This is a genomic window from Streptomyces sp. NPDC031121 (assembly GCF_055570615.1).
Map to the genome: position 1 here is coordinate 348448 of NZ_JBVIGV010000002.1, position 24396 is coordinate 372843.

General features: G+C 73.2%; 24 protein-coding genes. 16 read left to right on the top strand and 8 right to left on the bottom strand.

Annotation, left to right across the window (positions count from 1 at the left end; translation table 11 throughout):
- Positions 1–12 precede the first annotated feature (12 nt).
- The 4 genes from pdhA to ACZ462_RS04980 are packed head-to-tail and all read left to right on the top strand — an operon-like array spanning position 13 to position 3632.
- Entirely contained in the window at positions 13–1068 is a 1056-nt protein-coding gene (pdhA, locus tag ACZ462_RS04965; RefSeq protein WP_467802855.1) for a pyruvate dehydrogenase (acetyl-transferring) E1 component subunit alpha, read from the top strand.
- Positions 1068–2075 carry an alpha-ketoacid dehydrogenase subunit beta gene (locus tag ACZ462_RS04970; protein ID WP_467802853.1) on the top strand — a complete coding sequence of 336 codons (1008 nt, stop codon included), beginning with the start codon at positions 1068–1070 and terminating at the stop codon, positions 2073–2075. The genes pdhA and ACZ462_RS04970 overlap by 1 nt, the downstream gene beginning before the upstream one ends.
- A gap of 1 nt (position 2076) precedes the next feature.
- Positions 2077–3369 (top strand): dihydrolipoamide acetyltransferase family protein, encoded by a 1293-nt coding sequence (locus ACZ462_RS04975; RefSeq protein WP_467802851.1) that lies wholly within the window; start codon positions 2077–2079, stop codon positions 3367–3369.
- The gene (locus ACZ462_RS04980) at positions 3366–3632 is read left to right on the top strand and encodes an acyl carrier protein (protein ID WP_467802849.1); all 267 of its coding nucleotides are present in this window, start codon (positions 3366–3368) and stop codon (positions 3630–3632) included. The genes ACZ462_RS04975 and ACZ462_RS04980 overlap by 4 nt, the downstream gene beginning before the upstream one ends.
- A gap of 10 nt (positions 3633–3642) precedes the next feature.
- Here ACZ462_RS04980 and ACZ462_RS04985 read toward each other — a convergent pair whose 3' ends face one another.
- Entirely contained in the window at positions 3643–4101 is a 459-nt protein-coding gene (locus tag ACZ462_RS04985) for an Hsp20/alpha crystallin family protein (protein ID WP_467802848.1), read from the bottom strand.
- A gap of 160 nt (positions 4102–4261) precedes the next feature.
- On the opposite strand from ACZ462_RS04985, the gene ACZ462_RS04990 reads away from it, so the two are divergent.
- Positions 4262–5635, top strand: a complete 1374-nt coding sequence (locus ACZ462_RS04990) for a nicotinate phosphoribosyltransferase (protein WP_467802847.1) — start codon at positions 4262–4264, stop codon at positions 5633–5635.
- Here the strand turns inward: ACZ462_RS04990 and ACZ462_RS04995 are convergent.
- Positions 5604–6248: a helix-turn-helix domain-containing protein gene (locus tag ACZ462_RS04995; protein ID WP_467802846.1), complete on the bottom strand. Its 645-nt coding sequence runs from the start codon at positions 6246–6248 to the stop codon at positions 5604–5606. The two genes, ACZ462_RS04990 and ACZ462_RS04995, sit on opposite strands and share 32 nt — an antisense overlap.
- A 114-nt stretch (positions 6249–6362) precedes the next feature.
- On the bottom strand, positions 6363–8810 hold the full coding sequence (ppsA, locus tag ACZ462_RS05000) for a phosphoenolpyruvate synthase (RefSeq protein WP_467802844.1): 2448 nt from the start codon (positions 8808–8810) through the stop codon (positions 6363–6365).
- A 496-nt stretch (positions 8811–9306) separates the two neighbouring features.
- On the opposite strand from ppsA, the gene ACZ462_RS05005 reads away from it, so the two are divergent.
- On the top strand, positions 9307–9735 hold the full coding sequence (locus ACZ462_RS05005) for an MBL fold metallo-hydrolase RNA specificity domain-containing protein (RefSeq protein WP_468140933.1): 429 nt from the start codon (positions 9307–9309) through the stop codon (positions 9733–9735).
- Positions 9635–10624, top strand: a complete 990-nt coding sequence (locus tag ACZ462_RS05010) for a 1-phosphofructokinase family hexose kinase (RefSeq protein ID WP_467802842.1) — start codon at positions 9635–9637, stop codon at positions 10622–10624. The genes ACZ462_RS05005 and ACZ462_RS05010 overlap by 101 nt, the downstream gene beginning before the upstream one ends.
- A gap of 208 nt (positions 10625–10832) precedes the next feature.
- Here ACZ462_RS05010 and ACZ462_RS05015 read toward each other — a convergent pair whose 3' ends face one another.
- Complete coding sequence (locus tag ACZ462_RS05015; RefSeq protein WP_467802841.1) at positions 10833–11798, bottom strand: pirin family protein; 966 nt, start codon at positions 11796–11798, stop codon at positions 10833–10835.
- Positions 11799–11903: 105 nt separating this feature from the next.
- On the opposite strand from ACZ462_RS05015, the gene ACZ462_RS05020 reads away from it, so the two are divergent.
- From ACZ462_RS05020 to ACZ462_RS05045, 6 genes are all read left to right on the top strand, one after another.
- Complete coding sequence (locus tag ACZ462_RS05020; protein ID WP_467802839.1) at positions 11904–12254, top strand: tetratricopeptide repeat protein; 351 nt, start codon at positions 11904–11906, stop codon at positions 12252–12254.
- 73 nt (positions 12255–12327) lie between these two features.
- Positions 12328–13533, top strand: a complete 1206-nt coding sequence (locus tag ACZ462_RS05025; RefSeq protein WP_467802904.1) for a methyltransferase — start codon at positions 12328–12330, stop codon at positions 13531–13533.
- A 27-nt stretch (positions 13534–13560) separates the two neighbouring features.
- Entirely contained in the window at positions 13561–14385 is an 825-nt protein-coding gene (locus tag ACZ462_RS05030; RefSeq protein ID WP_467802838.1) for a MerR family transcriptional regulator, read from the top strand.
- Between the two features lie 130 nt (positions 14386–14515).
- Positions 14516–15181 (top strand): DUF6230 family protein, encoded by a 666-nt coding sequence (locus ACZ462_RS05035; protein WP_467802836.1) that lies wholly within the window; start codon positions 14516–14518, stop codon positions 15179–15181.
- A complete protein-coding gene (locus ACZ462_RS05040) occupies positions 15172–15627 on the top strand; it encodes a DUF6114 domain-containing protein (protein WP_467802834.1) in 456 nt (151 codons plus the stop codon). The genes ACZ462_RS05035 and ACZ462_RS05040 overlap by 10 nt, the downstream gene beginning before the upstream one ends.
- Positions 15624–16301 carry a hypothetical protein gene (locus ACZ462_RS05045; protein WP_467802832.1) on the top strand — a complete coding sequence of 226 codons (678 nt, stop codon included), beginning with the start codon at positions 15624–15626 and terminating at the stop codon, positions 16299–16301. Before ACZ462_RS05040 ends, ACZ462_RS05045 begins: the two co-directional genes overlap by 4 nt.
- A 264-nt stretch (positions 16302–16565) precedes the next feature.
- Here the strand turns inward: ACZ462_RS05045 and ACZ462_RS05050 are convergent, their stop codons facing one another.
- Both ACZ462_RS05050 and ACZ462_RS05055 read right to left on the bottom strand, forming a co-directional pair.
- Positions 16566–18008: a dihydrolipoyl dehydrogenase family protein gene (locus tag ACZ462_RS05050; RefSeq protein WP_467802831.1), complete on the bottom strand. Its 1443-nt coding sequence runs from the start codon at positions 18006–18008 to the stop codon at positions 16566–16568.
- Between the two features lie 90 nt (positions 18009–18098).
- The gene (locus ACZ462_RS05055; RefSeq protein WP_467802830.1) at positions 18099–18470 is read right to left on the bottom strand and encodes a thioredoxin family protein; all 372 of its coding nucleotides are present in this window, start codon (positions 18468–18470) and stop codon (positions 18099–18101) included.
- Positions 18471–18697: 227 nt separating this feature from the next.
- On the opposite strand from ACZ462_RS05055, the gene ACZ462_RS05060 reads away from it, so the two are divergent.
- The 3 genes from ACZ462_RS05060 (at position 18698) to ACZ462_RS05070 (ending at position 20540) form a co-directional block, all read left to right on the top strand.
- The gene (locus ACZ462_RS05060; protein ID WP_467802828.1) at positions 18698–19477 is read left to right on the top strand and encodes an aminotransferase class IV; all 780 of its coding nucleotides are present in this window, start codon (positions 18698–18700) and stop codon (positions 19475–19477) included.
- A gap of 83 nt (positions 19478–19560) precedes the next feature.
- Positions 19561–19812, top strand: coding sequence for a hypothetical protein (locus ACZ462_RS05065; protein WP_467802827.1), 252 nt, complete (start codon positions 19561–19563; stop codon positions 19810–19812).
- Positions 19809–20540: a 4'-phosphopantetheinyl transferase family protein gene (locus ACZ462_RS05070; protein WP_467802826.1), complete on the top strand. Its 732-nt coding sequence runs from the start codon at positions 19809–19811 to the stop codon at positions 20538–20540. The genes ACZ462_RS05065 and ACZ462_RS05070 overlap by 4 nt, the downstream gene beginning before the upstream one ends.
- On the opposite strand, the gene ACZ462_RS05075 is transcribed toward ACZ462_RS05070, so the two are convergent.
- Both ACZ462_RS05075 and ACZ462_RS05080 read right to left on the bottom strand, forming a co-directional pair.
- Positions 20533–21225: a LuxR C-terminal-related transcriptional regulator gene (locus ACZ462_RS05075; RefSeq protein ID WP_467802825.1), complete on the bottom strand. Its 693-nt coding sequence runs from the start codon at positions 21223–21225 to the stop codon at positions 20533–20535. The two genes, ACZ462_RS05070 and ACZ462_RS05075, sit on opposite strands and share 8 nt — an antisense overlap.
- A gap of 363 nt (positions 21226–21588) precedes the next feature.
- Complete coding sequence (locus ACZ462_RS05080) at positions 21589–24396, bottom strand: ATP-binding protein (protein WP_467802824.1); 2808 nt, start codon at positions 24394–24396, stop codon at positions 21589–21591.

Sequence of the window (24396 nt, forward strand, 5' to 3'; positions counted from 1 at the left end):
AAAGGCCCGGCCATGAATGCCACCACGAGGATCCCCTCCGGTCCGCAGCGTCCCGGCGGTCGTCGTCAGCGTCATCCGGCTCAGGGCGGCGAGCCCTACACGGGTAGTGACCACCAACTGGTGCTGCTGCGGCAGATGCTGCTGATCCGACGGTTCGAGGAACGCTGCGTCGAGCTCTACAGTGCGGCGAAGATCCGCGGGTTCGTACACCTGTACATCGGGGAGGAGGCGGTCGCCGTCGGAGTCGGCCAGTCCCTCCGTGAGGAGGACGCCGTCGTGTCCACGTATCGCGAGCACGGTCACGCGCTCGCACGGGGCGTGCCGACCGAGGCCGTGATGGCGGAGATGTTCGGCAAGGCCACGGGGTGCAGTCGCGGCCGCGGCGGATCCATGCACTTGTTCGACGCCGGACGGCGGTTCTACGGGGGCAACGCCATTGTCGCCGGCGGCCTGCCGCTGGCAGCCGGCCTGGCGCTGGCGGACCGGATGCGCGGTACCGAACGGGTGACGTGCTGCTTCTTCGGCGACGGCGCCTACGCCGAGGGCGAGTTCCACGAGACGGCGAACCTCGCCGCCCTGTGGCAGCTGCCCCTCCTGCTGGTCTGCGAGAACAACCTGTACGCCATGGGGACCAGTCTGGCGCGGGAACACGCGCAAACGAACCTGTCGATGCGCGCCGCGTCGTACGGTATGCCCGCCTGGACCGTCGACGGCATGGACGTGCTGGCCGTCGAGGCCGCCGCACGGCGGGCGGCAGAGTCCGTCCGGGCGGGTGGAGGCCCGCATTTCCTGGAGGCACGGACGTACCGCTTCCGCGCCCACTCCATGTACGACCCGGACCGCTACCGGAACAGGGACGAGATAGCCCAGTGGAAGACGCGTGACCCGCTGGACGGCCTGGAGAACATCATGCGCACCGCCGGAGCCGTGGACGACGGGGTGATCAAGCGACTGGAGGAGGACGTGGCCACCGAGATCGACGCATCCGTACACGCTGCGGAAGCCGCCCCCTGCGAACCCGTCACCGATCTGCTGCGGTTCGTGACGAGCCCCCCGGGGAGGACGTGATGAGTGGGCACCGGCCGGCCAAGGGCGTCGAGAACGCACGCACGACGTACCGGGAAGCCCTGAGAGAGGGGCTGCGTGAGGCCCTGCGCGACGACGACCGGGTCTTCCTCATGGGCGAGGACGTCGGCCGGTACGGCGGCTGCTTCGGGGTGAGCCTGGGGCTGCTGGAGGAGTTCGGACCCGACCGGATTCGCGACACCCCGCTGTCGGAGTCCGCTTTCGTGGGGGCCGGCATCGGTGCCGCGCTGGGCGGACTCCGTCCCGTCGTCGAAATCATGACCGTCAATTTCAGCCTGCTGGCCCTCGACCAGATCATGAACAACGCGGCCACCCTGCTGCACATGTCCGGCGGGCAGCTGAACGTACCGATCGTGATCCGCATGACCACGGGGGCGGGCCGGCAGCTCGCCGCCCAGCATTCCCACAGCCTGGAGAGCTGGTACGCCCACATCCCCGGCATCCGGGTGATCACCCCCGCCACCGTGGACGACGCGCGGCACATGCTGGCCGCAGCTCTCGACGACCCCGACCCCGTCGTGCTCTTCGAGCACGGGAGCCTCTACAACGAGGAGGGTGTGCTGGACACCGCGATCGGCTCGGTCGGCCTCGATTCGGCGGCCGTGCGCCGGACCGGCAAGGACGTATCCGTGATCACTTACGGCGGGTCACTGCCCAAGGCCATGGCCGCGGCGGAGGAGCTCGCGGGGGACGGCATCGACGCGGAGGTCGTGGACCTGCGGTCCCTGCGCCCCCTGGACGACGCCACGGTGATGGAGTCCGTCGGGCGCACCCACCGGGCCGTCATCGTCGACGAGGGCTGGCGCAGCGGCAGCATCTCCGCGGAGATCGCGGCCCGCATCACCGAGCAGTCCTTCTACGACCTCGACGCGCCGGTCCAGCGGGTGTGCAGCCAAGAGGTGCCGATCCCCTACGCCCGGCAGCTGGAGGAGGCCGCCCTGCCCCAGTCCGCCTCCATCGTGGCGGCGGTCCGCCAGGCGGTGGCCTGACATGGGCGAGTTCACCATGCCGTCCCTCGGAGCCGACATGGACGAGGGCACCCTCGTCGAGTGGCTGGTCGCCGAAGGGGCCGAGGTCGCGCGGGGTGACGTCGTCGCCGTCGTGGAGACGGCCAAGTCAACGATCGAGGTCGAGTGCTTCGAGTCCGGCACCATCACGGAGCTTCTGGTCGAGCCGGGCACCACGGTGCCCGTGGGAACCCCTCTGGCCTTCATCGGCCCCACAGCCTCCGGGGCCGCGAGCACGGCGCCCGCGCCGGTCCTCGCCGAGCCCACCCTGACCACACCCTTCGTACGCCACCAGGCGGCCGAGGAAGGAGTGGACCTCCATGCCGTACACGGCAGCGGCAGGGGCGGGCGGATCACCCGCGAGGACGTGTCCCGGGCCGCGCACCCGACGCCGACGCGGATCGCGGCATCACCCCTCGCCCGGCGCCTCGCACAGTCCCTGGGCGTCGACCTCGCCTCCGTCAGGGGCACCGGCAGCCGCGGCGCGATCAAGGCCGACGACGTCCGCGCCGCCGCTGGAGGAGCAGGCAAAGAACCCGCGCCTGCCGCCCCGACCGAGCGGGCCGCCCCGGCCGGACCTCCTCCCCCGGCCACCGGCGCCCGCGCAGCACCGTCCGCCGGCGACCGCGTCGCCATCGCCCGGCTGATGACCCGCGCCAAGCGGGAGATCCCTCACTACTACCTGTCGACGGTCATCGACCTCGCCGCCGCCCTGGAATGGATGCGCACCGAGAACAGCGCACGACCGGTCGCCGACCGCCTCGTCCCGGCCGCACTCCTCCTCAAAGCCGTCGCGCTGGCCGCCTGTGAGGTGCCCGAGCTGAACGGCCACTGGAGCGACGACCGGTTCGTGTCCGCCACCGGCGTCCGCCTCGGCACGGCCGTTTCGCTACGCGGGGGCGGGCTCGTGGCACCCGCCCTGGCGGACGCCGACCGTTTGCCCCTGCCGGAGCTGATGGCCACGCTGAAGGACCTCGTCGCCCGGGCTAGGCACGGCAGGCTCCGCGCCTCGGAGACGGCCGACCCGACGCTCACCGTGACCAATCTGGGTGATCAGGGCGCCGAGGCGGTCTTCGGCGTGATCTACCCGCCCCAGGTCGCGATGGTCGGCCTCGGACGGGTGACCGACCGCCCCGTCGCGGTGAACGGCATGCTCGCCGTCCACCCGACCGTCACCGCCACCCTGTCCGCCGACCACCGGGCCAGCGACGGTGCGACCGGCTCCCGCTTCCTCACCGCGCTCGACCGCCTGCTCCAGCACCCGGAGGACCTGTGACCCGCGACGAAGCCCTCGAGACGATCAAAGCCGTGATCGAAGAGGTCGTGCCCGGCGCCGATCTCTCCTCCGTGTCACCCCACGCGAACTTCCGCACACCCCTGGAGATGGACTCGCTGGATTTCCTCAACTTCGTCGAGGTTCTCAGCGGTCGCACGGGGCTCGCCCTGCCGGAACAGGACTACCCGTCGCTCACCACCCTCGACAGCTGCGCGGACTACGTGGCCGCCCACACCCGGGGCACGGGGCAGGCCCCGTCGTGAACATTGGCGGTCACGACGGCTCGCCCGTCTGCTGGACCTGGGGACGCTTGACGGGAATGCTGCGACGGCCCGCCGGAGGCTCGGTCTCCATGGGGACGCGGACCGTGAGGATGCCGTCCTCGTAGGAGGCCTCGACCCCTTCGGTGGGGATCTGGCCGGGCAGCCGGACGCTCCGGCGGAAGGATCCGTAACGGAACTCCGAGTGGTCCTTGTCCTCCGTGCTCTCGGTGTGCTCGGCGCTGACGGTGAGGGTGTCGCCGTCCACGGTGATCTCGACGTCCTTCTCGGGGTCCAGCCCGGGCATTTCGGCGCGGAGCGTGTACGTGCCGTCGCTGCTCGTCACCTCGATCGGGATGAGGTGAGTGTCGAGGGGTGGCCTCCACATCGGGAAGCGCGGGAAGTCGCCTGCGAACCAGTCGGTGAGGTCGGGGAAGAGGCTGCGCCTTCGCTCCATCTGCGTGCCTGACATGGCGTGCTCCTGGATCTCCGACGCCTGTGACGGGCGCCTTCGGGCGGTTGCTGCCACCACTGTCGACCAGTCGGTTCACAGTCCGCTTGGGCCTATCGGGGCAGCTACGGGACCATTCGGCCCCGGTGGCGGGGCCGCCGGGCGGTGGCACGCTGGGACCATGTCCCAGGTGACCACAACAGATCTGTACGAGGTCACGATGGCGATGTCGTACCTCACGGAAGGCATGTGTGCCGAGGCGACCTTCAGCCTGTTCGTCCGGGACCTGCCACCCGGGCGGGGCTTCCTGGTCGCTGCGGGCCTGGAGCCGGCCCTCGACTACCTGACCCGCTTCGAGGTGGCGGCGGACGATGTCCGTGTGTTCGCCGAGGCGCTGCACCGGCCGACGGCGGACCTGGCACAGCTGGCCGGTCTGCGGTTCGGGGGCGAGGTCCGCGCGGTCCCTGAGGGACGCCTTGTGTTCGCCGGTGAACCGCTGCTGGAAGTGACTGCGCCGCTTCCCCAGGCCCAGTTGGCCGAAACGTACCTGCTCAGTCAACTCTGCCACCAGACGGCCGTCGCCTCCAAGGCTGCGCGCTGCGTCCTGGCCGCGCGCGGCCGGCCGGTGGTCGACTTCTCGCTGCGCCGCTGCCACGGCCCCCAGGCCGGCTTCCAGACAGCTCGTCTCGGGGGGATCGTCGGGTTCGCGGGTACCAGCAACGTCGACGCGGCGGTCCGTCTGGGCCTGGAGGCCTCCGGCACCATGGCGCACTCGTACATCGAGTCCTTCCCGTCCGAAGAGGAGGCGTTCCGGGCCTTCGCACGCACCCATCCCGGGCCGGTCACCCTGCTCGTGGACACCTACGACACCGACCGCGGTGTGGCGGCCGCCGCCCGCGTCCTGACCGACCTGCGGCGTGGACCGGGCTGCGCGATCCGCCTCGACAGCGGCGACCTCGGAGAGCTGGCCCGGCGCTCCCGCGTAATGTTGGACGCCGTCGGCCTGACCGACGTACGGATCATCGCCAGCGGCGGCCTGGACGAATACGCGATCGACGAGCTCGTACGTTCCGGGGCTCCGATCGACGTCTACGCTGTCGGGACCCGCGTCGGCGTCGCCGCGGACGCCCCGTATCTGGACGCCGCGTACAAGTTGGTGGCCTACGACGGGCGACCGGTGATGAAGCTGTCCTCGGCGAAGGTCACCGCCCCGGCAGCAAAACAGGTGTACCGCCGGCCCGGAAGACCGGACGTGATCGCCCTGCGTGACGAAGCACCTCCACCGCGCTCGGAACCGCTGCTGGCCACGGTGATGCTGAACGGCCGCAGGACAGGTCCGTCGGACTCCCTCACCGTCGCGCGCTCCCGCTTCGAGGCCGACCTCGACGCCCTGCCGCAAGAAGCCCGGCGGATCCGTGGCCCGCAGCCTCCGGCCCCGACCGCTTCGGATGGGCTGTCGCGACTCACGGAGGAAGTGCGAGGACGCCTGCTCAGGGACATGGGGGGTTCGAGTACCGTCCGCGTCACGGACGGTACTCCACCCGGCGGCCCGTGAGGCGCTGCGGGGCGAGCTTCATCCAGTGGGTGCGCTCTCCGCCTGCCCAGGGCGCGGCATGGGCGGCCCCGGCCAGGCGCTCCAGCGCGTCGGGACGGGAAACCGCCTCGAGCACTCCCACGGCCAGGACGCTCCACCCCCTCGCCGCCACCTCGTCGATCTTCTCGACCTCGAAGGCGGCCTCGGTGCTCGCGGCCCGTGCCAGGACCGTTTCGGCGGCGGTCCGGAAGACGATGTCCCCGCCGGCCACGAGGTAGTTCACGGGATGGACGGCGGGGCCGTCCACGGTGAAGACGGCGATGCGGCCGATGCCCCGGACCCCGAGGAGCCGTCGGCACTCCTCCTCGTCCAGTACGACCGGCTGGGCGTCGGTGTTGGGCGGCCTGGCCGGACGTACCGGATCGCGGGGTGTGCGGGTGCCGGCCAGCGCGTCGACGGTGGTGCCGAGAGCTTCCGCGAGTCGGACGAGTACTCCGACCGTCGGGAGGGCGACGTCGTCCTCCAGGGAGGCGATGTGGTGCGCATCGACCCCGGAGCGCTCCCCCAGCTCGTCGCGGCTCATTCCGGCCGCGGTTCGACGGGCGGCGAGCCGCCGCCCCAGCTCGGTGGTCATGCTGTCAGCCCTCCTCGAGCGGCTGGGTCGCCGCAGTGTGCTGCGCACCGGCGCTCCTCGACATGTACGCCGCCTACGGAAAGGGCCGCTTCCTGTGGCGCCGTGGTGTCACTGTCACTCGGCCGGCGGAGGTTCCGCATGGGCCGGGCGGTTCCCGGCGGGGGCCGTTCGGTCCTCCGAGTAGCCTTGGCGCCGTTCCTCGCCCGCGGCGACGTGCTGCTTGACGGCAGGGAAGCTGTCCGGGGCGATCGAGAGGGAGTCGATCCCGATGCCGACGAGGAAGGCGGCGAAGGCCGGGTCGTCGCTGGGGCGCTGCCCGCACAGGCCCACGGGCCGTCCGGCGGCGTGAGCCTTCGGGACGAGGATCCGGATCAGGCCGGTGACGGCCGGGTCGTTCTCGTCGAAGACATCGGCGAGGGCTTCGGAGTCCCGGTCGACGCCCAGGGTGAGCTGGGTGAGGTCGTTGCTGCCGATGGAGAAGCCGTCGAAGCGCTCGGCGAACTCCCGGGCGAGCAGCACGTTGGCGGGGATCTCGGCCATCACGTAGACCTTGAGCCCGTTCTCGCCCCGCCGCAGCCCTTCGTCGGCCATGACCTCGAGGACCTTGTCGGCCTCCTGCAGAGTGCGGCAGAAGGGGATCATGATGGTGACGTTGGTCAGGCCCATCTCGTCACGGACCCGGCGCAGGGCCCGGCATTCGAGGGCGAAGCCTTCGCGGTAGCCGTCGCTGTAGTAGCGGCTGGCGCCCCGCCACCCGATCATCGGGTTGGCCTCCACCGGCTCGAAGGGCCGGCCGCCGAGGAGCTTGGCGTACTCGTTGGTCTTGAAGTCGCTGGTGCGGACGATCACCGGGTCCGGCCACCGGGAAGCGGCGATCCGGGCGATGCCGTACGCGAGGCGGTCGGTGAAGTAGCCGGTGCGGTCGGGATAGCCCTCGGTGAGCCGGTCGACGGCACGGCGGTCAGCCGCGTCCATGCGCTCAGGGTGGACCAGCGCCATGGGGTGGACCTTGACCTGGTGGGCGACGATGAACTCCAGGCGGGCCAGTCCCACTCCGTCGGCCGGCAGCCGCCACCAGCGGAACGCCGCCGACGGGTCGGCGAGGTTGAGCATCACCCGGGTTCGGGTGACGGGCAGGGCGGAGAGGTCCGTCTCGGTCTCTTCGTAGGGCACCAGGCCCGCGTACACGCGGCCGCGGCTGCCCTCGGTGCACGAGACGGTGACCGGGCGGCCGTCCGGAAGGGCTTCGGTGGCGTTGCCGGTGCCGACGACGGCGGGGACGCCGAGTTCCCGGCTGACGATCGCCGCGTGGGAGGTGCGGCCCCCGTGGTCGGTGACGATCGCGGCGGCACGCTTCATGATCGGTTCCCAGTCGGGGTCCGTGATCGAGGTGACGAGCACGGCGCCGGTGGGGAAGCGGTCCAGCTCGACGGGGGTGTGCAGGCGGCACACGGGGCCGGCGCCGATGGCCTCGCCGACCGCGGTGCCCTCGGCGAGCGGCTCGCCGGGCGTCCCGGTGAGGCGGCACCGGCGCAGGGTCGTGGTCCTGCGGCGGGACTGCACGGTCTCGGGGCGGGCCTGGACGATCGCCAGCTCGCCGGTGATGCCGTCCTTGGCCCACTCCAGGTCCATCGGGCACCCGTAGTGCTCCTCGACGGCAACGGCCCAGGCGGCGAGCTGCCGGGCCTCGGTGTCGTTCAGGACCCGACGCGCCCGATCCTCGGGCGTGGTGTCGACAGTGTCGGTGAGCCCGCCGTCGGCGTAGACGGCCTTGCGGTGCTTGGCCCCGACACGCACGTCGATGAGGGGGGTCAGGGCCGGGTCCTGCAGGGACGGCTTGAAGACGGTGTACTCGTCGGGGTCGGTCTGCCCGCTGACGACCGTCTCCCCCAGCCCCCAGGCGGCGCTGATCACGACGACCTGGGGGAAACCGGTCTCCGGGTCGAGAGTGAAGATCACCCCGGCGCCGGCGAGGTCGGAGCGGACCATGGCCTGGACCCCGACGGAGAGGGCGACACCCAGCTGGTCGAAGCCCATGCGCTCGCGGTAGTCGATGGCCCGGTCTGTGTAGAGGGACGCGAAGCACCGGTGTACGGACCGCAGCAGCTGCTCGGTGCCGCGTACGTTCAGGTACGTCTCCTGCTGCCCGGCGAAGCTGGCCTCCGGCAGGTCCTCGGCCGTGGCCGAACTGCGGACGGCGACCTCGGGGTCGGCCCTCCCCAGCTGCTGCGCGAGGGCCTCGTACGCGGCGGTGATCTCGTTGCGCAGTGCCTCTGGCAGGGGCTCGGCCATGACCAGCGAACGAATGGCAGCGCCGATGTCCTCGAGCGCGACGCCGTCGCGGTACCGCTCGAACTGTTCCTGGACGCGGGTGCGCAGTTCATGCCGGTCGAGCAGCTCCCCGTAGGCGTCGGCGGTCGTGGCGAAACCGGGCGGTACGAGCACGCCGGCCGAGGCCAGCTGAACGGTGAGCTCGCCCAGCGAGGCGTTCTTCCCCCCGACGCGGCCGACATCGCCGCGGCCGAGCCGGGTGAACGGTATGACGCGTGGCATGAGTCCCATGACGTCCTCCTGGGCCTGTGTGCCGGCCGCGGTCCAGTACGGCAGGGTGGGGCCGGGCGGCGGGCGCCTATCCAGCGGAGCCGGCTTGCCAGGCTGCTTCGGCCGGGTCTGGCTGTGGGAAAAGCGGCGCCGGTATGGCGTCCGGGTTCCACGATCACGCCGCGACGGCGACGGTCCGCAGTGCCGAGGGGGCCAGTCGCAAGGGGCCGAGTGGTCCGCTCGTGCACGGGCCGATCGGCCCGCAGAACCGGTCCGAGGGTGCGCGCGTGGCCCCGGCAGGCGGAACGCTGCGAGCCCGGCAACGCCGGTGTTGCGGTGTCCTTCGCGGCCGACTGCTCCCTTCAGTCCTACTGCCCTGGCCTGGCCGTCCTTCAAGGCGGCTTGGGCCGGTCGGCCCCCGCAGAGGGGCCCGGTCGGGCCTCGTAGGCGCGCCCGGACGGAGGCCACGGTGGAAACCTGCACCCGGGACCTGGTGGACGGCGCACGGGTGCTGAAGATGTTCGGCGAGTACGTCCCCGTCCGCGCCGAGGTAGCCGACGTGCCGCACTTCTCCGCCCACGCCGACGCCGGCCGGATCATCGACTGGCTGCGAACTGCGCCGCCCCCGCACACGACCTACCTCGTGCACGTCGAGGAGACGGCCGCCGAGAGCCTGCGCAACCGCCATCGAGCGCGAACTGGGCTGGACGGCCGTCGTCCCCAAGCCGAGCGAGGCCTTACCGGTCCGCTGAGGCGGGCCGGACGGTCCCGCTTGCCTGCCCCGCGCGGCCCTGCCGCCCCCGGGGAACCGGGCCAGGGTGAGGGGAAGGACTGGAAGGCACCCCATGAGCACCATGCACAGCATCCTCGTACCCGAGCGAACCGCCAGTCCGGAGGTCGTCACCCTGACGATGAATCCGACGATCGACCTCTGCTGGGAGGTTGACCATCTGGAGGGCATCGGCAAGAACCGTGCGCGGGTCAGGTCGGTTGCTGCCGGGGGCGGAGGCATCAACGTTGCCCGTCATGTCGCGCGGTTCGGAGCGCGCGCCACCGCCGTCCACACCGCCGGAGGCGAGGTCGGCCTGCGTCTGAACCGGCTGTTGGACGAAGAGGGGATCGACCACGTCGCCGTCGGCATCACCGAGGACACCCGTGAAGCACTCGTGCTGTTCGAGACCCGATCACGGCTCAGTTACCACGTCGTGCCAGCCGGCCCGCAGCTGCACGAAGGCGAAGGAGAGCGGTGCCTGCAAGTGCTGGAGCAGTCCGTCGGCGGTTCTCCTTACGTGGTGGCCAGTGGCAGCCTGCCAGGCGGCCTGCCCGACGACTACTACGCGGCCGTCGCCCGCCGTGTCAGGGACACGGGAGCCAGGCTGATCCTGGACACCTCCGGGCCGGCACTGCCGGCGGCGCTCGCTGAGGGTGTCTTCCTGTTCAGGTGCAACCGGACGGAGGCGGAGAGCCTGACCGGCCACCCCGTCAACGGCTTCGACGACGCCCGGGCACTCAACGAACACCTGCTCACCACGGGGGCCGCCGAGATCGCCGTCACCACCCTCGGAGCGCTGGGCGCGCTGTGCTCGACCAGCCGTGGCCACACCGAGCTCCACGTCCCGCCGCTGCCCGGGGAATCCCTGAGCGATGCAGGGGCCGGAGACAGCATGGTCGCCGCCCTCGCCACACAGCTGGCCGCCGGCGACGATCCTGTGAGCGCCTGCGCGCTGGGGGTGGCCACAGCCGCTGCCGCGATGCTCACCCCCAGTACCGAATCCTTCGAGGTGGACGTGGCACGATCCCTCCGCTCTCAGGTACGGACCGTAGGCCTTGGCTGAGGGGTACACACCGGCACGTCGACGCGGCCCGCTCCCTGCCGAACCCGCCGAGTGCCGAGCGAGCGGACACGGCTGCCCGGGGGCCCACCGGCTCGCAGCCGCCGGACACCGGAATCGGGCTTGCCTCGTAGCCGCCCTTGGCGAGAAGGCGGACAGCGAGGCAGCATGCGCACGTGGTCCCCGGGGTGCGCCCGGCGGGCACGGCAGGTCAGCGGACCCTGCCCCGCGGCTTCAGGTGGGTGGGAGGCAGCTGCGGGGCCGGGATCGGGGCGCCGTCGTAGCCCTTGACCTCGCCGAATCGGGTGCCGGTCATCCAGTCCTCGCGGGCCTGCGCGATATCATCGTGTGACCGTCCGATCCAGTTCCAGAACATCACGATCTCCTCCTCGAACGGTTCGCCGCCGAGGAGCATCAGGCCGGCGTCCGAAGCGGCCCGGAGGGGGAGTTCGGTGCGGCCGCAGCCGAGGTAGAGCATCGAGCCGGGCAGGACCGGGACGCCGTCGACGTGGGCCTCGCCCGACATCGACAGGACCGCGTACTCGAAGTCGGGCTCCAGCGGCAGCTTCGCCTCGGTGCCCTCCGCGAGGGCGATGTCGGCGCCGACGATCGGGCTGTACGCCGCCCCCGGCGAGGTCGCCGTGTCCAGGGTGCCCAGGATGACCGTGGCGTCCACGCCGGACGCGGTGACGCGCGGCAGGGCCGCGTGGTGCTGGAAGTGCGGTTCGACGTGCCGGTGGGCGTCGGGGAGGGCGACCCACAGCTGCGCTCCGTGCAGGAGGCGGCTGTGGGAGCGGGGGCTCTCCTCGGAGTGGCTGATGCCGCGGCCGGAGGTCATCAGACCCAGCTCGCGCGGCCGGATCGTCTGCAGGCTGCCGGTGCTGTCGCGGTGCAGGACCTCGCCGTCGTGGAGCCAGCTCACCGTCTGGAGCCCCGTGTGCGGGTGGGGTGCGACCTGCATGCCGGGCTCGCCCGCGATGTCGTCGGGCCCGTAGTGGTCGACGAAGCACCAGGCGCCCACCATGCGGCGGCCCAGGTTGGGCAGGAGGCGGCGGACCTCCGAGGACTCGCCCAGCTTGACCGTCCGGGGGCTGAGGAGCTCGCGGACCGGTTCGGCCACGACGAATCCGCGGCCGCCGCAGGCGGAGAGGGCCGGCTGGCGCTCGAGATTGCTCATGCCCCCAACCTAGTACCGGCGGGCCCGCCGCACCCCATGGAATGCGCGGGTCCACCCCTGCGTTGGAGGGGGCGTCGGAAGCATCCGGACAGCGGAAGGGACGCGATGGACGCGCGCAGCACGTACTTCGAGCACGGGACGGCGGCCGAGCGCTGGGCGCGCGCCCGGCTCTTCTTCGACGCGAAGGAGTACGGGCCGGCCGTGGAGATCCTGGAGGGGCTGGCCGTCGAGGCGTCCGAGCAGCTCGCGCCGAGGCTGCTGCTGGCGCGCGCCTGCTACCACTCCGCGCGCCTGGGCCGCGCCGAGGAGGAGCTGCGCGCGATCCTGGAGCGCTGGCCGGTGGAGGACTACGCCCGGCTGCTGCTCGGCCGGACCCTGGAGCGGCAGGGCCGCTCCGCCGAGGCGGCGCCCCACCTGCGGCTGGCCGCGGCGATGGCCGGCGAGTTCCCGGAGTAGCCGGCCGCCGTCCCGGCTCGCCGGTGCGGGGCGGGGCGGCGCGCTCGGATAGCCTGGGGGCACGATGAACCGCCTGACCACGCCTTTCGGCTCCCACGAGCTCACCCGCTTCCCCGAGGACCCGCGCGACCGGCTCCGCGCCTGGGACGCCGCCGACGAGTACCTGCTGCGCCACCTGCACGCCGGTACCGGCGAGCGGGGCCCGGTGGACCTGTCCGCCGCCGCCGGGCGGATCACCGTCTTCGGGGACCGGTGGGGTGCGCTGGCGACGGCCCTGGCCGCGCACCGGCCGGTGCAGATCACCGACTCCTACCTGACCCGGGCGGCCACCGAGGCCAACCTGCGGCGGGCCGGCGTGCCCGAGGGCGCGGTGACGCTGCTGACGACGCAGGACGCCCCGCCGGAGCGGATCGACGTACTGCTGGTGCGGGTGCCGAAGAGCCTGGCGCTGCTGGAGGACCAGTTGCAGCGGCTCGCGCCGCACGTCCACGCGGGCACCGTCGTCGTCGGAGCCGGCATGGTCAAGGAGATCCACACCTCCACCCTGAACCTCTTCGAACGGATCCTCGGGCCGACGCGCACCTCCCTTGCGGAGAAGAAGGCGCGGCTGATCTTCTGTACGCCGGACCCGGCGGCCGCTGCCCAGGCGGCGCCCGGTGACGGCTCGGCGTGGCCGCTGGCGTACACGCTGGACCGGGACGCCGGCTCGGGCGCCGGCCTGACCGCCGTCAACCACGCGGGGATCTTCTGCGCGGACCGCCTCGACGTCGGCACCCGCTTCTTCCTGCAGAGCATCCCCACCAACACCGACGGCGCCCGCGTCGTCGACCTGGGCTGCGGCAACGGCATCGTCGGCACGGCCGTCGCGGTCGCCGACCCGGACGCCGAGGTCGTCTTCGCGGACGAGTCGTACCAGGCGGTCGCCTCGGCCCGGGCCACGTACGAGGCCAACGTGCGCAGCGGCTCCCGGCGGGGCCGGGCGGAGTTCCTCGTCGGGGACGGGCTCGCGATGCTGCCTGCCGCCTCCGCGGACCTCGTCCTCAGCAATCCGCCGTTCCACTCGCACCAGGCGACGACGGACGCGACCGCGCTGCGGATGTTCGCGCAGTCGCGGCGTGCGCTGCGCCCGGGCGGCGAGCTGTGGATCGTCGCCAACCGGCACCTCGGCTACCACACGCACCTGCGCCGCCTCTTCGGCAACAGCGAAGTCGTCGCGAGCGAACCGCGGTTCGTGGTGCTGCGGGCCGTGAAGCGGGAGAAGCGTCCGCGCCCCATGTGACCTGCCGGTACGTCCTACACTCGGCGCGTGAGCAGCCTGGTGCGGGACGAAGCGGACGGGGACGGCACGACCGGGGGCGGCGCGCCCGGCGGCGGTACGGGCGGTGCGGCGCGCCCGGGGGACGGGTCCGCGTGCGGGCGCTACCGCCGGGAGGACCTGGCGCGGGCTGCCGGCGTGAAGGAGCGCAACCTGCGCTACTACCAGGAGCGCGGCCTGCTGCCGCCGCCGCGCCGTGAGGGCCGTATCGGCTGGTACTCGGAGGACCACCTGGTGCGGCTGCGGCTGATCAGCGACCTGCTGGGCCGCGGCTACACGGTCAACGGCATCGGGGAGCTGCTGCGGGCCTGGGAGGACGGCGGCGGGCTGACCCAACTCCTGGGCCTGGAGCGGGCGATGGTCCGGGACTGGGTGCAGGAGGAGCCGGTCACCATGAGCACGGCCGAACTGGTCGAGCTGTTCGGCCCGGCGGCGACCGCGGAGGACACGCGGCGGGCGGCCCGGCTGGGCTATGTGAGCATCGACGGCGACCTGGTCACGCACCGCAGCCGCCGGCTGCTGGAGGCGACGCTCGCGCTGGTGCGCCAGGGGGTTCCGCTGGCGGAGATCCTGGACGCGGCAGACCTCCTGCAGGCGCAGGCGGCCGCGCTCGCCGACCGGTTCGTCGGGCTGTTCCGCCGGCACGTGATCGGCCCGGACGGCCTGCGCCTTTCGGCCGGCCAACTGGATCACATCGCCGGCGCGGCCGCGGATCTGCGCCCGGTCGCGGGCGAGGTCGTGGCCGCGGAGTTCGCCCGGGCGATGGCCCTGCGGATGGAGGCCGAGGTCGCGGAACTCCTGGGGCGGGAGCGGTAGCCGGGGCGGGACCGACGAGTAGGACTCGGCCGGAAAGGTACGCTCGAGCAACCTTGCCAACCCCCATTGGCACTCTTACATTCAACTCGTCGGTAACAACGGTGCACAACCGAAGACAAGGGACGATCTCATGACGGACTCCCCGCACTTACCGGACGCAGCCGAGCCGCCCGGCAGAGACGCCGCTGACGGGCCGGAACCGGGCACCGGCTCCGTCCGCTGGCGCCGCTTCGCCGTCCTCACCATCCCCGCCGTCGCCGTCACCGCGGGCCTCGGCATCGCCCTCGCCCAGGGCGCGCTCGCCGCCTCCTTCGCCGTCTCGGGGCAGCAGTTCAAGGTCTCCGCCACCAGCCTGGAGGGCGAGGGCTTCGCCCAGTACGGCGGCATCGACACCAACGCCCGCCAGGAGCTGATCCCCGTGGCGGTCACCGCCATCAGGGAGGCCAGGCTCAACAACCTCTGCCAGTCGGTGGTCACCACGCTCCCCGTGGTGGGCGACATCTCGCTGAACCTCACCGCCGGCAAGAAGACGCCCGTCGAGGCCTCGAACCTCTTCGTCGACGCCACCCAGCTCTCCGGCAACGCCGTCTTCACCAACATCGAGATCGGACGCGACGCCTCCACCCTCGACAAGGGTCCCGCCGAGGCCGTCGGCATGCAGGACATGTTCGCCCAGCAGGCGGACACCGTCCGCATCACCGATCTCCAGCAGACCGCCTGGGCCACCAACGCCGGCACCTTCAAGCTCTCCGGCCTCAGCATGAACATCAGCAAGGGCAAGAAGGAATGCTTCTGAAGCGCTGGCGGCGGTGGCGGCGCAGCAGGCCCTTCTGGGGAGGGCTCCTGGCCGTCCTCGCGGGGGCCGAGATCTGCGCCCTGCCGCTGGCACCGCTGAAGGTCATGCTCCACCAGGGCGTCGCGGGCATCCCGTCCGTCCTCATGGGCGCCGTCATGGTCGTGCTCGGCCTCACCGCCTGGTTCGCGCCCGCGCAGCGCGGCCTGGCAGGGGTCCTGACCACGCTCGTGGCGACGGCCGCGCTGGTGCTGTCCAACCTCGGCGGGTTCCTGATCGGCACCCTGCTCGGGATCCTCGGCGGCGGGCTGATGTTCGCCTGGCAGCCGCACGCCGCCCCGTCCGCTCCGCCGCGTCCCTCCCCCACGGACGCCACGCCCGCACCACCGCACGACACCGCTCCCTCCCGCTCCACACGGCACCCCGATCCCCAAGGAGCACAGCCATGAGCCGTACGCGCACCGCGGCCGCCCTCGGGCTGGCGGCAGCCGGCGTCCTGGCGGCGGCCTCCGCCACCGCCACCGCCTCCACCGCCTCCACCGCAGCCGCCCCCTCGCCCCGGCCGGCCGCCGGGTCGACCACCGTCACCCCGGCGGGGCACGCCTTCAGGGCCGCCCTGAGCGGCAAGGCCACCCTGAAAGCCGGGTCGGTGACCGTCACCTGCTCGGTCTCCGTCTCCACCGGCACCGTCCCCGCCGCCCCCGGCAACCACAACCCCGCCGGGCCGGTCTCCTCGCCGATCACCCCGCCCACGTACAGCTCGTGCACCTCGAGCATCCCCGGCGTCACCCCGACGGTCACGACCAGCGGCGCCTGGTCCGTCTCCATGCAGCACGGCTCGCCGATCACGGCCGTCATGACGGTGCCGGCGGGCGGCCTGGTCGTGCAGACGACGGGCCTCGCCACCTGCACCGTCACCACCGCCCCCTCCGCTCCGGCGAACGTCGCCGGCACCTGGACCAACGGCGCCCCGCCCAGCCTGACGTTCACCAACGCCACCGTCCCCGTGAGCGTCACCGGCGGGTTCGGCTGCCCGACGAGCGCGACCACGTCCACGTTCAGCGCCGTGTACAAGGTCACCGACACCACCGATCCGGCGCAGCAGATCACCGTCGGCCCCTGAAGGCACCGGCCGGGCCCGGGTCCGGTCCCGGCACGCCGCAGGCCCGGGGGGGGGGGGGGGGGGAGGACCCCAGCCCCAGCGGGTAGGGGAGAGGTCCTGTTTTTGTTGTTGGGGGGGGTGGGTCTCGGGCCCCTCGAGCCCCCCCCACCCCCCCCCCCCCCCCCCCCCCTCCCCCCCCCCCCCCCCCCCCCCCCCCCCCCCCCCCCCCCCCCCCCCCCCCCCCCCCCCCCCCGGCGTCGCCGCTCCGGGTCGGCGGCGCGGCGGTCAGGCGCCCGGACCCCGGTACGCCTCCAGCAGCCGCAGCCACACCTCGCTGATCGTCGGGAAAGCGGGGACGGCGTGCCACAGACGGGCGATCGGGACCTCCCCGGCGACCGCGATCGTCGCCGCGTGCACCAGCTCGGCGGCGCCCGGCCCGACGAACGTCGCCCCGAGCAGCACCTCCCGGTCCAGGTCGACCACCATGCGCGCCCGCCCCCGGTACCCGTCCGCGTACAGGCCGGCGCCGGAGACGGCGCCCAGGTCGTGGTCAACGGCCCGGGCCCGGTACCCGGCCCGCTCGGCCGCCGCCAGCGTCAGGCCCACCGCCGCGGCCTCCGGGTCGGTGAAGACCGCCTGCGGCAGGGCCCGGGTGTCGGCGGTCGCCGCGTACGCGCTCCACGGCTCGGCAGCGGCGTCCCCGCCCGGCCCGGCGGCGCGCGCCGCGATCGCGGCGCCCGCGATCCTCGCCTGGTACTTGCCCTGGTGGGTGAGGAGCGCCCGGTGGTTGACGTCGCCGACCGCGTACAGCCAGTCGTGCCCCGGCACGCGCAGGCCGTCGTCCACGGCGATCCAGTCCCCCGGCTCCAGGCCGACGGTCTCCAGCCCGATGTCCTCGGTCCGCGGCGCCCGCCCGGTCGCCATCAGCAGCTCGTCCCCCTCCAGGATCTCGCCCCCCTCCAGCACCACCCGTACGGGCCCGTCCGCGTCCTCCCGCACGACCGCTTCGACGGACACCCCCGTACGGACGACCGCGCCGGCCTCCCGCAGCGCAGCGGCGACCAGTTCGCCGGCGAAGGGCTCCATGCGCGGCAGCAGCCGCTCGCCCCGCGCCAGCACCGTGACCTGCGAGCCCAGCGCCTGCCAGGCGGTGGCCATCTCGGCGGCGACGACGGAGCCGCCCACGACGAGCAGCCGCGGCGGAACGCGGTGCGCGGACGTCGCCTCGCGGCTGGTCCACGGCCGGGCTCCCGCGATCCCGGGCAGCGGGGGCACGACGGCGCGCGAGCCGGTGGCGACGACCACCGCGTGCCGGGCGGCGAGGAGGAGGTGCTCTCCCTCGGGCCCCTCGACGGCGACCCGGCGCTCCCCGGCGAGCCGGCCGTGGCCGCGGTGGAGGTGCGCGCCGATGGAGGCCAGCCAGTCGTGCTGGCCGCCGTCCTTCCAGCCGCCGGTCCAGTGGTCGCGGTGTTCGAAGACGGCCCGCACGTCGAGCGGGCCGCCGACGGCGCCCGCGAGGCCCGGCACCCGCCGCGCGTCGGCCCTGGCCAGCGCCGGGCGCAGCAGGGCCTTGCTGGGGATGCACGCCCAGTACGAGCATTCGCCGCCGACGAGTTCCGCTTCGACCAGGGCCGTGCTCAGCCCGGCGGCGCGGGTCCGGTCGACGACGTTCTCGCCGGCCGGGCCGCCGCCCAGGACCACGACGTCGTACTCCACCGCTTGCGTCACACGCGCCTCCAGGGGATCCGGGGAGCACGGCGGGACGAGGAGGGTCAGCCCGGGGCTCGGGCCCCCGCCGGGCCCTGCGTCCCCGCCACCTTAGCCACGCTCCTCGCCCGCGGCGGCGATCTTCGCGCGGACCTCGTCCATGTCGAGGGCGCGGGCCTGCGTGATGAGGTCGGTGAGGGCGGCCTCCGGCAGGGCGCCGGGCTGCGCGAACACCGCCACCTGGTCCCGGACGATCATCAGGGTGGGGATGGAGGTGATCCCGAAGGCCGCGGCGAGCTCCTGCTGCGCCTCGGTGTCGACCTTGCCGAAGACGATGTCGGGGTTGGCCTCGGCGGCCTTCTCGTACACCGGGGCGAACTGCAGGCACGGCCGGCACCAGCCGGCCCAGAAGTCGATGAGCACGAACGGGTTGTCGCTGACCGTACGGTCGAAGTTCTCCTTGGTGAGCTCTACGGTTGTCATCCTGTGGGCCTCCGACGTGCGTGGATGGCGGAGTCGCGGCTGATTCCCGGGACGGCGTGGGAACACAGCGGGAACACCGTGTCGTCAAGGCGAGCCTAACCGCGCGAACGCACGGGGACGGCCCATCCCTGCCCCGGCAGCGTCCCTGGCGCCATCGGCGCGGCTCAGGGGCGCTGCGCGGTCCGGGCGTGGGCGAATCACCAGGCCGGCCGGGGCAGACTGCGGGGGTGGCTACCTTCAACGGATTCCCCGCCGGCCTCGCCGACATGCAGGCCCTGGCGCTCACCAACTACGGGCACTTCACCACCATGGTCGTGGAGGACGGCGGGGTGCGGGGGCTCGCCCTCCACCTCGACCGGCTCGTCGACGACTGCCGGGCGGTGTTCGGGGCGGAGCTGGATCCCGAGTGGGTGCGGGAGTGCGTACGCCGGGACGTGGGCGGGCGGGCCGGAAGGCACACCGTGCGCGTCACGGTGTTCGCTCCGGCGCTGGACCTGGCGGCCCCGGACCGGGAGGTCCGGCCGGGCGTGCTGGTGACCACGCGGCCCGCGGGCGGCACGGCCGGACCGCTGCGGGTACAGCGGGTCACCTATCACCGTGACGCGCCGGCGGTGAAGCACGTGGCGCTCTTCGGGCAGCTGCGACTGCGGCGTGCGGCCCGGCTCGCCGGGTTCGACGACGTGCTGTTCGCCGGCGCGGACGGGCTGGTTTCCGAAGGCTGCACGTGGAACATCGGCTTCGTGGACGCGGCCGGGACCGTGGTGTGGCCGGAGGCCGACGTCCTGCCGGGGGTCACCATGCGTCTGCTGCGGTCGGTGCACGGCGGGCACGTCACCGCTCCGGTGACGGACGGCCTGCTGCGGTCGATGCGGGCCGCGTTCGCCACGAACACGGCCGTCGGTGTGCGGTCGGTGGCGTCGGTGGACGACATCGTCTTCCGCACCGAGGACCCGGTGGTCACCGCCTTGCGGGAGGCGTACGCGGGCGTGCAGCCGGAACGGCTGTAGGGCCGTCCGGCCCGTCCCTACGAGTTTCACTAGCCCGTCGTCCGTAGCCTCGAAACCCTGGTGACGGGGTGAGGGGTGGTGTCATGGTGTCGGTCGGGGAAACGGGCGGGCACGGGCTGCTGGACTGGGTGTGCGATCTGCACTCGCTGAACTCCGTCCTGGCGTCGGCGACTGCGGCCGGGCCCGTGCCGTGTCCGCCGGCGGGGCCCGGGCCGCAGCCCGCACCGGACCCCGAGCCGACGGCGGACGGCCTGCAGTGGGCGACCCATCTGGTCGCCGTGTGGTCCCGGCTGGCCGCTCCGACGGCCACCCGTCCGGAGACGGACTCCGTGTGATCGAGCGCATCCTCCCGAGGTCTGTGGTGGGCGTGGACGTCTTCGGTGATCACCCTCAGGCCTCCCTGCACCCCCTGGAGGCCCTGGTCGTCCGGCATGCGGTCGGCGCCCGCCGGCGGGAGTTCGCCACCGGGCGGTGGTGCGCCAGGCAGGCGCTCGCCGGATTGCGCGTCCCGGAGGCGCCGTTGCTGTCCGGCCCGCACCACGCCCCGCTCTGGCCGGAGGGCGTGGTCGGGAGCATCACGCACTGCGCCGGATACCGGGCGGCCGCCGTGGCGCGCAGCACGGACGTGTGCATGCTCAGCGTGGACGCCGAGCCCCATGCGCCCCTCCCGGCGGGAGTGTTGGAGAGCATCGCGCTGTCCGAGGAACTGGCAATGGCGCGCGAGCTGGGGATCGCCTCCCCCGGCATCCACTGGGACCGGCTGCTGTTCAGCCTGAAGGAGACCGTCTACAAGGCCTGGTACCCGGCGACACGCCGCCGGCTGGAGTTCGAGGACGCGCGGATCACGATCGACCTGTCGGCGGGCTCGTTCTGCGCACAGGTCCTGGTGCCCTCGCCGTTGCGGCGCTCCGGCCGGCCGCTCGACCGGCTGAGCGGGCGGTGGCTGGTCAGCGGCGGCCTCCTGGTGTCGGCCCTCGTGGTTCCGGCCGAGGGCGCGGCGGCCGGGGCTTCCGGCCCGGACCTTCCGGCCGTGCCCCGGCCCGCCCGGGTGCCGCTTACTTGACGAAGTCCTCGACGACCTTCGGCGGCCACACACCGACCTTGAGCACGCCCATCGAGTAGGCCCGCGAGACCAGCGCCGCCCGGTTGGGAACGCGTAGCTTCCGGAACAGACAGGTCACGTGGTACTCGACGCCCTGCCGGCTCAGGTAGAGCCTCGCGGCGAGCGGAACGGTCGAGACTCCGGAGGCTATGCCTTCGAGTATCCGGGCGTCGATCTCGCTCAGGATCTTCTTCCGGCTGGGCATGACCTCGCCGTCCACCGGCTCGTCGCCGGAGGCCATCATCACCCAGATCGCCGACACGTCGGGGGTGCTGCTGCGCACGGCGCAGGCCGAGAGGGAGGCCGTGAAGGCCCGTCCGTCGGGCCCGACGGCGAGCACCTCACTGGTGAAGCGGTCCCGCTTGCCCTCGGTGAGCCCGGCGAACTGGCGCAGCAGCGGCTGCTTGACGCTGGGGTGCACCAGGTCGGCGAACGGTCTGCCGCAGGGCTGCGCCGCGTCCCCGCCGAAGCGTCCGAAGAACTCCTGGTTCGCCTGCTGCACGGTCAGGCTGCGGTCGAGGCAGGCCATGGTGAGACCCGGCCGGCCGAACAGCGGGTGCTGCTCGAGGGAACTCGTCGGATGGGTCGCGGGATTCCGGGAAACGGTCTGCGTCAAGTCCGCCGGCGCGGACACGGAAGTCGCCATGGAATTCTCTGTCCTTTCATGGCGTGAGGTGGTGCGAACGGCTGCTGCGAGCCCCCGTGAGACCAGCCGGCGCCTGCATGAAAGCGCCTTATCCGGACTGGACTCCGCCGTGAACACTAGGTAGTCGGCTTCGCGCCGGTCAACGCTCGAGCGACGCTTGAGGCGAATACCGTGGTCATCGGATCCAGAGGTTCGGTCAGGCTCTTCCGCTTCGGTGGTTCGGTACGGTGCGGTCGGTCTTCCTCGCAGGTCAAGCTGGTGGACGGGGTCTGATGGGGCCTTGGCGGACGGAGCGGGGCGGACCACCGAAGCCATCCGCCGAGACACCGAACCATCCGCCCTCGACCGAAGTGGCGGATGGCCTCAGGAGCCCGCCGCCCCCTTTCGCGCACCGCCCAGAAGTTCCGCGAGTTGCGCCCGTCCCGATATCCCCAGTTTTCGATAGGAATTCGTCAGATGTTTTTCCACCACCCGTGAGCCGACACCGAGTTCCGCCGCGATCTCCTGGTTGGTGAGGCCGCTGACGGCGAGGGCCGCGACACGCGATTCGGTGGGGGTCAGGGCCGGTTCGGGCGGGGGCCCGGCCGGCCCGGGCGGGCGCGGCACGTCCCGCTCGGCCTTCCAGGGCACGCCGCAGGCGAGGGCGAGGGCCGCCGACTCGCGCTGCAGCTCCCGCGCCTCGGCGCCCTCGCGTACCGCGCGGGCCAGCGTGCGCAGCGCCCGGGCCAGTTCGAGCCCGTTGGCCGAGCCGCGCAGGACGTCCACCGCGTCGCGCAGCAGGGCCGTGCCCTCGCTGCCTCCGCGGAGGCGACCGCGCAGCCGCTGCGCCCGCCCGATCGCGACCGGCGCTCCCCAGATCCTGGCCTGCGCGTACTCCTCCTCGGCAAGCGCCCGGGCCGACTCCGGGTCACCGCTGCGGTGCAGCAGGCGGATCGCCCAGGGCCGCCAGGGGAAGAGGACGGGATTGCGCCATCCGGACGCCTCCAGTCGGCGACCGCAGGCGAGTACGGTGTCCAGGGCCCGGTCCAGGTCGCCGCGCCGGGCCTCTGCCTGTGCCTCCGTCAGCCGCAGCATGGTGGTGCAGGCGAGGTTCCCTGCCGCCAACAGCCCCCGGGTTCCGGCCCTCACGCGCTCGCCGAGCACCGGGTCGCCGGCCTCCAGGGCGATGGCGGCCAGCACGGTGGCGGCCATCGCGGCGTCGTCCGGACAGCCGTCCCCCTCCCTCTCGAAGGCACGCTCGGCATGCTCGCGGGCGTGTGCGAGCCGGCCTCGGGCCAGGAGGACCATCGCCTCCTCGACCTGGACGAGGGGCTCCGGCCCGCCGCCGGTCCGGCCGCGGTGCCGCACTCGGTCGGCCAGCCAGCCGGCGAGGGCGTCCACGTCGTCGGCACCGGTGAACACCGGTGCCAGCAGCGGCAGGACGATCGGCGATCCCGGTCCGCCGGCCGGTACGCTCGCGAGGATCCGCCCGGCCTGCCGGGCCACCTCGTCCGCAGGCAGCCGGCCGCTGAGCGCGGCCGCGTGCAGGAGTACGGCGAGCAGTTCACGTTCGGCGCCGGAGAAGACGGCCGGATCCTCGGGCCGCTCCCGCAGCCGGCGTACGGCCCGGGCGAGTTCGGCGGGGTCCTGGCGGGCGCCGTGGCTCACCCGGGCCTCCAGCCGCAGGGCCAGGTCGCGCGCCGATCCGGTCAGCCGTTCCGGGGATCCGAGGTCGGCGGCGGCCTGCCGGAGGATGTCCGCGGCGGAGGGGCTGACGGGGGTGAGGAAGCCCGGCGAGAGGCGCAGCGCGGCCGCGGCCCGGTCGTGCGGCGCGTCCAGCAGGGCGATGGCCTGGGCGGTGTGGCGTTCGCAGGCGGCGCTGTCGTAGGCGCTCTCCGCCGCCGCGAGGTCGATCAGCAGGCGCGCCCGCTCCTCGCCCTGTTCGGGGCTGCCGATCAGGGCACGGCGCAGGAACCGGGCCGCCTCCTGGGGGGCGCCGCGGCGCAGGGCCGCTTCCGCGGCGGTGCGCAGGACGGCCGCGGACCAGCTGTTGCCGGGGGTGGCGGCCGCCATCAGCTGGGCCGCGACCTCTTCGCAGGAGTGCCCGGCCTCGTGCAGCAGGGCGGCCGCCCGCTCGTGCCAACTGCCGCGCTCGTCCATGGCCATGGACGCCTCGGCCGCGTCCCGGACGACCGGGTGAACGAACGCCCGAACGCCCTCGGCCCTGAGCAGTCCGAGCCGGTGCAGGACGCGCAGGGCGTCGGACTCCCCGATGGCGTCCAGGCGGGCCAGGCGCGCGGCCAGCCCGGGGGTGTCCTGCTCGCCGAGGACCGCGATCGCGGCGGCCAGGTCGCGGACCGGTCGGGTCTGGGTGCTCAGGCATCCGGCGAGCCGTTCCCGCAGGGGCCCGGGCCGCAGCGTGCCGGCGGTGCCGGCGTGCGCGGCGGACGGCCGCAGCCCGGTGTCGGCCAGGGCCGCCAGGACGTGGATCAGGAACATCGGGTTGCCGCCCGACGCCCGGTGGCAGGCCAGGACGAACTCGTCCTCGCCGCTCTCGCCGAACCGCTCCCGGATCAGCTGTCCGGTCGCGGCGGGCGAGAGCGGGGCCGGCCGCATCACTTGTGTGGCGGCATCGGTCACCTCGCACACCAGCGGGTGCCGGGCGCGCGGGTCACCGTCGCGCAGGGTGCAGATGAGAACGGCGCGCAACCCCTGCGGGCGGCCCGCGAGGTAGGCCAGGCAGCGCAGCGACCAGGTGTCGGCCCACTGGAGGTCGTCGACGAGGATCAGCAGGGGGCGTTCGCGCCCGAGCCGGGCGAGCATCTCGCGCAGGTCCGGCAGGACCGCGTCGAGGGGGGCCGCCGGGTCGTCCGCGGCGGCCGGCAGGAGGTCTTCGGAGAAGGTGTCCCCGAAGGGCGGGAAGCCGTCGGCCCCCGCCGTCGCCGCGGCGAGGGCCAGGCTGTCGAAGAGCTGGCGTACGACGCCGTAGGCGAAGTCCTGTTCCATGACGGCCGCGTTGGCCCGCATGACGCACACGTCGTGGCCGGTGAAGCGTGCCGGGAGCTCCCGCAGCCAGGCGGATCTGCCGATGCCGAGGGGCCCGGCGAACAGCAGGAGCGAGGACCGCCCGTCGGCCGCAGCGCGCAGGGCGTCCTGCACCAACGCCGTCTCGGATGTCCGTTCGAGCAGCAT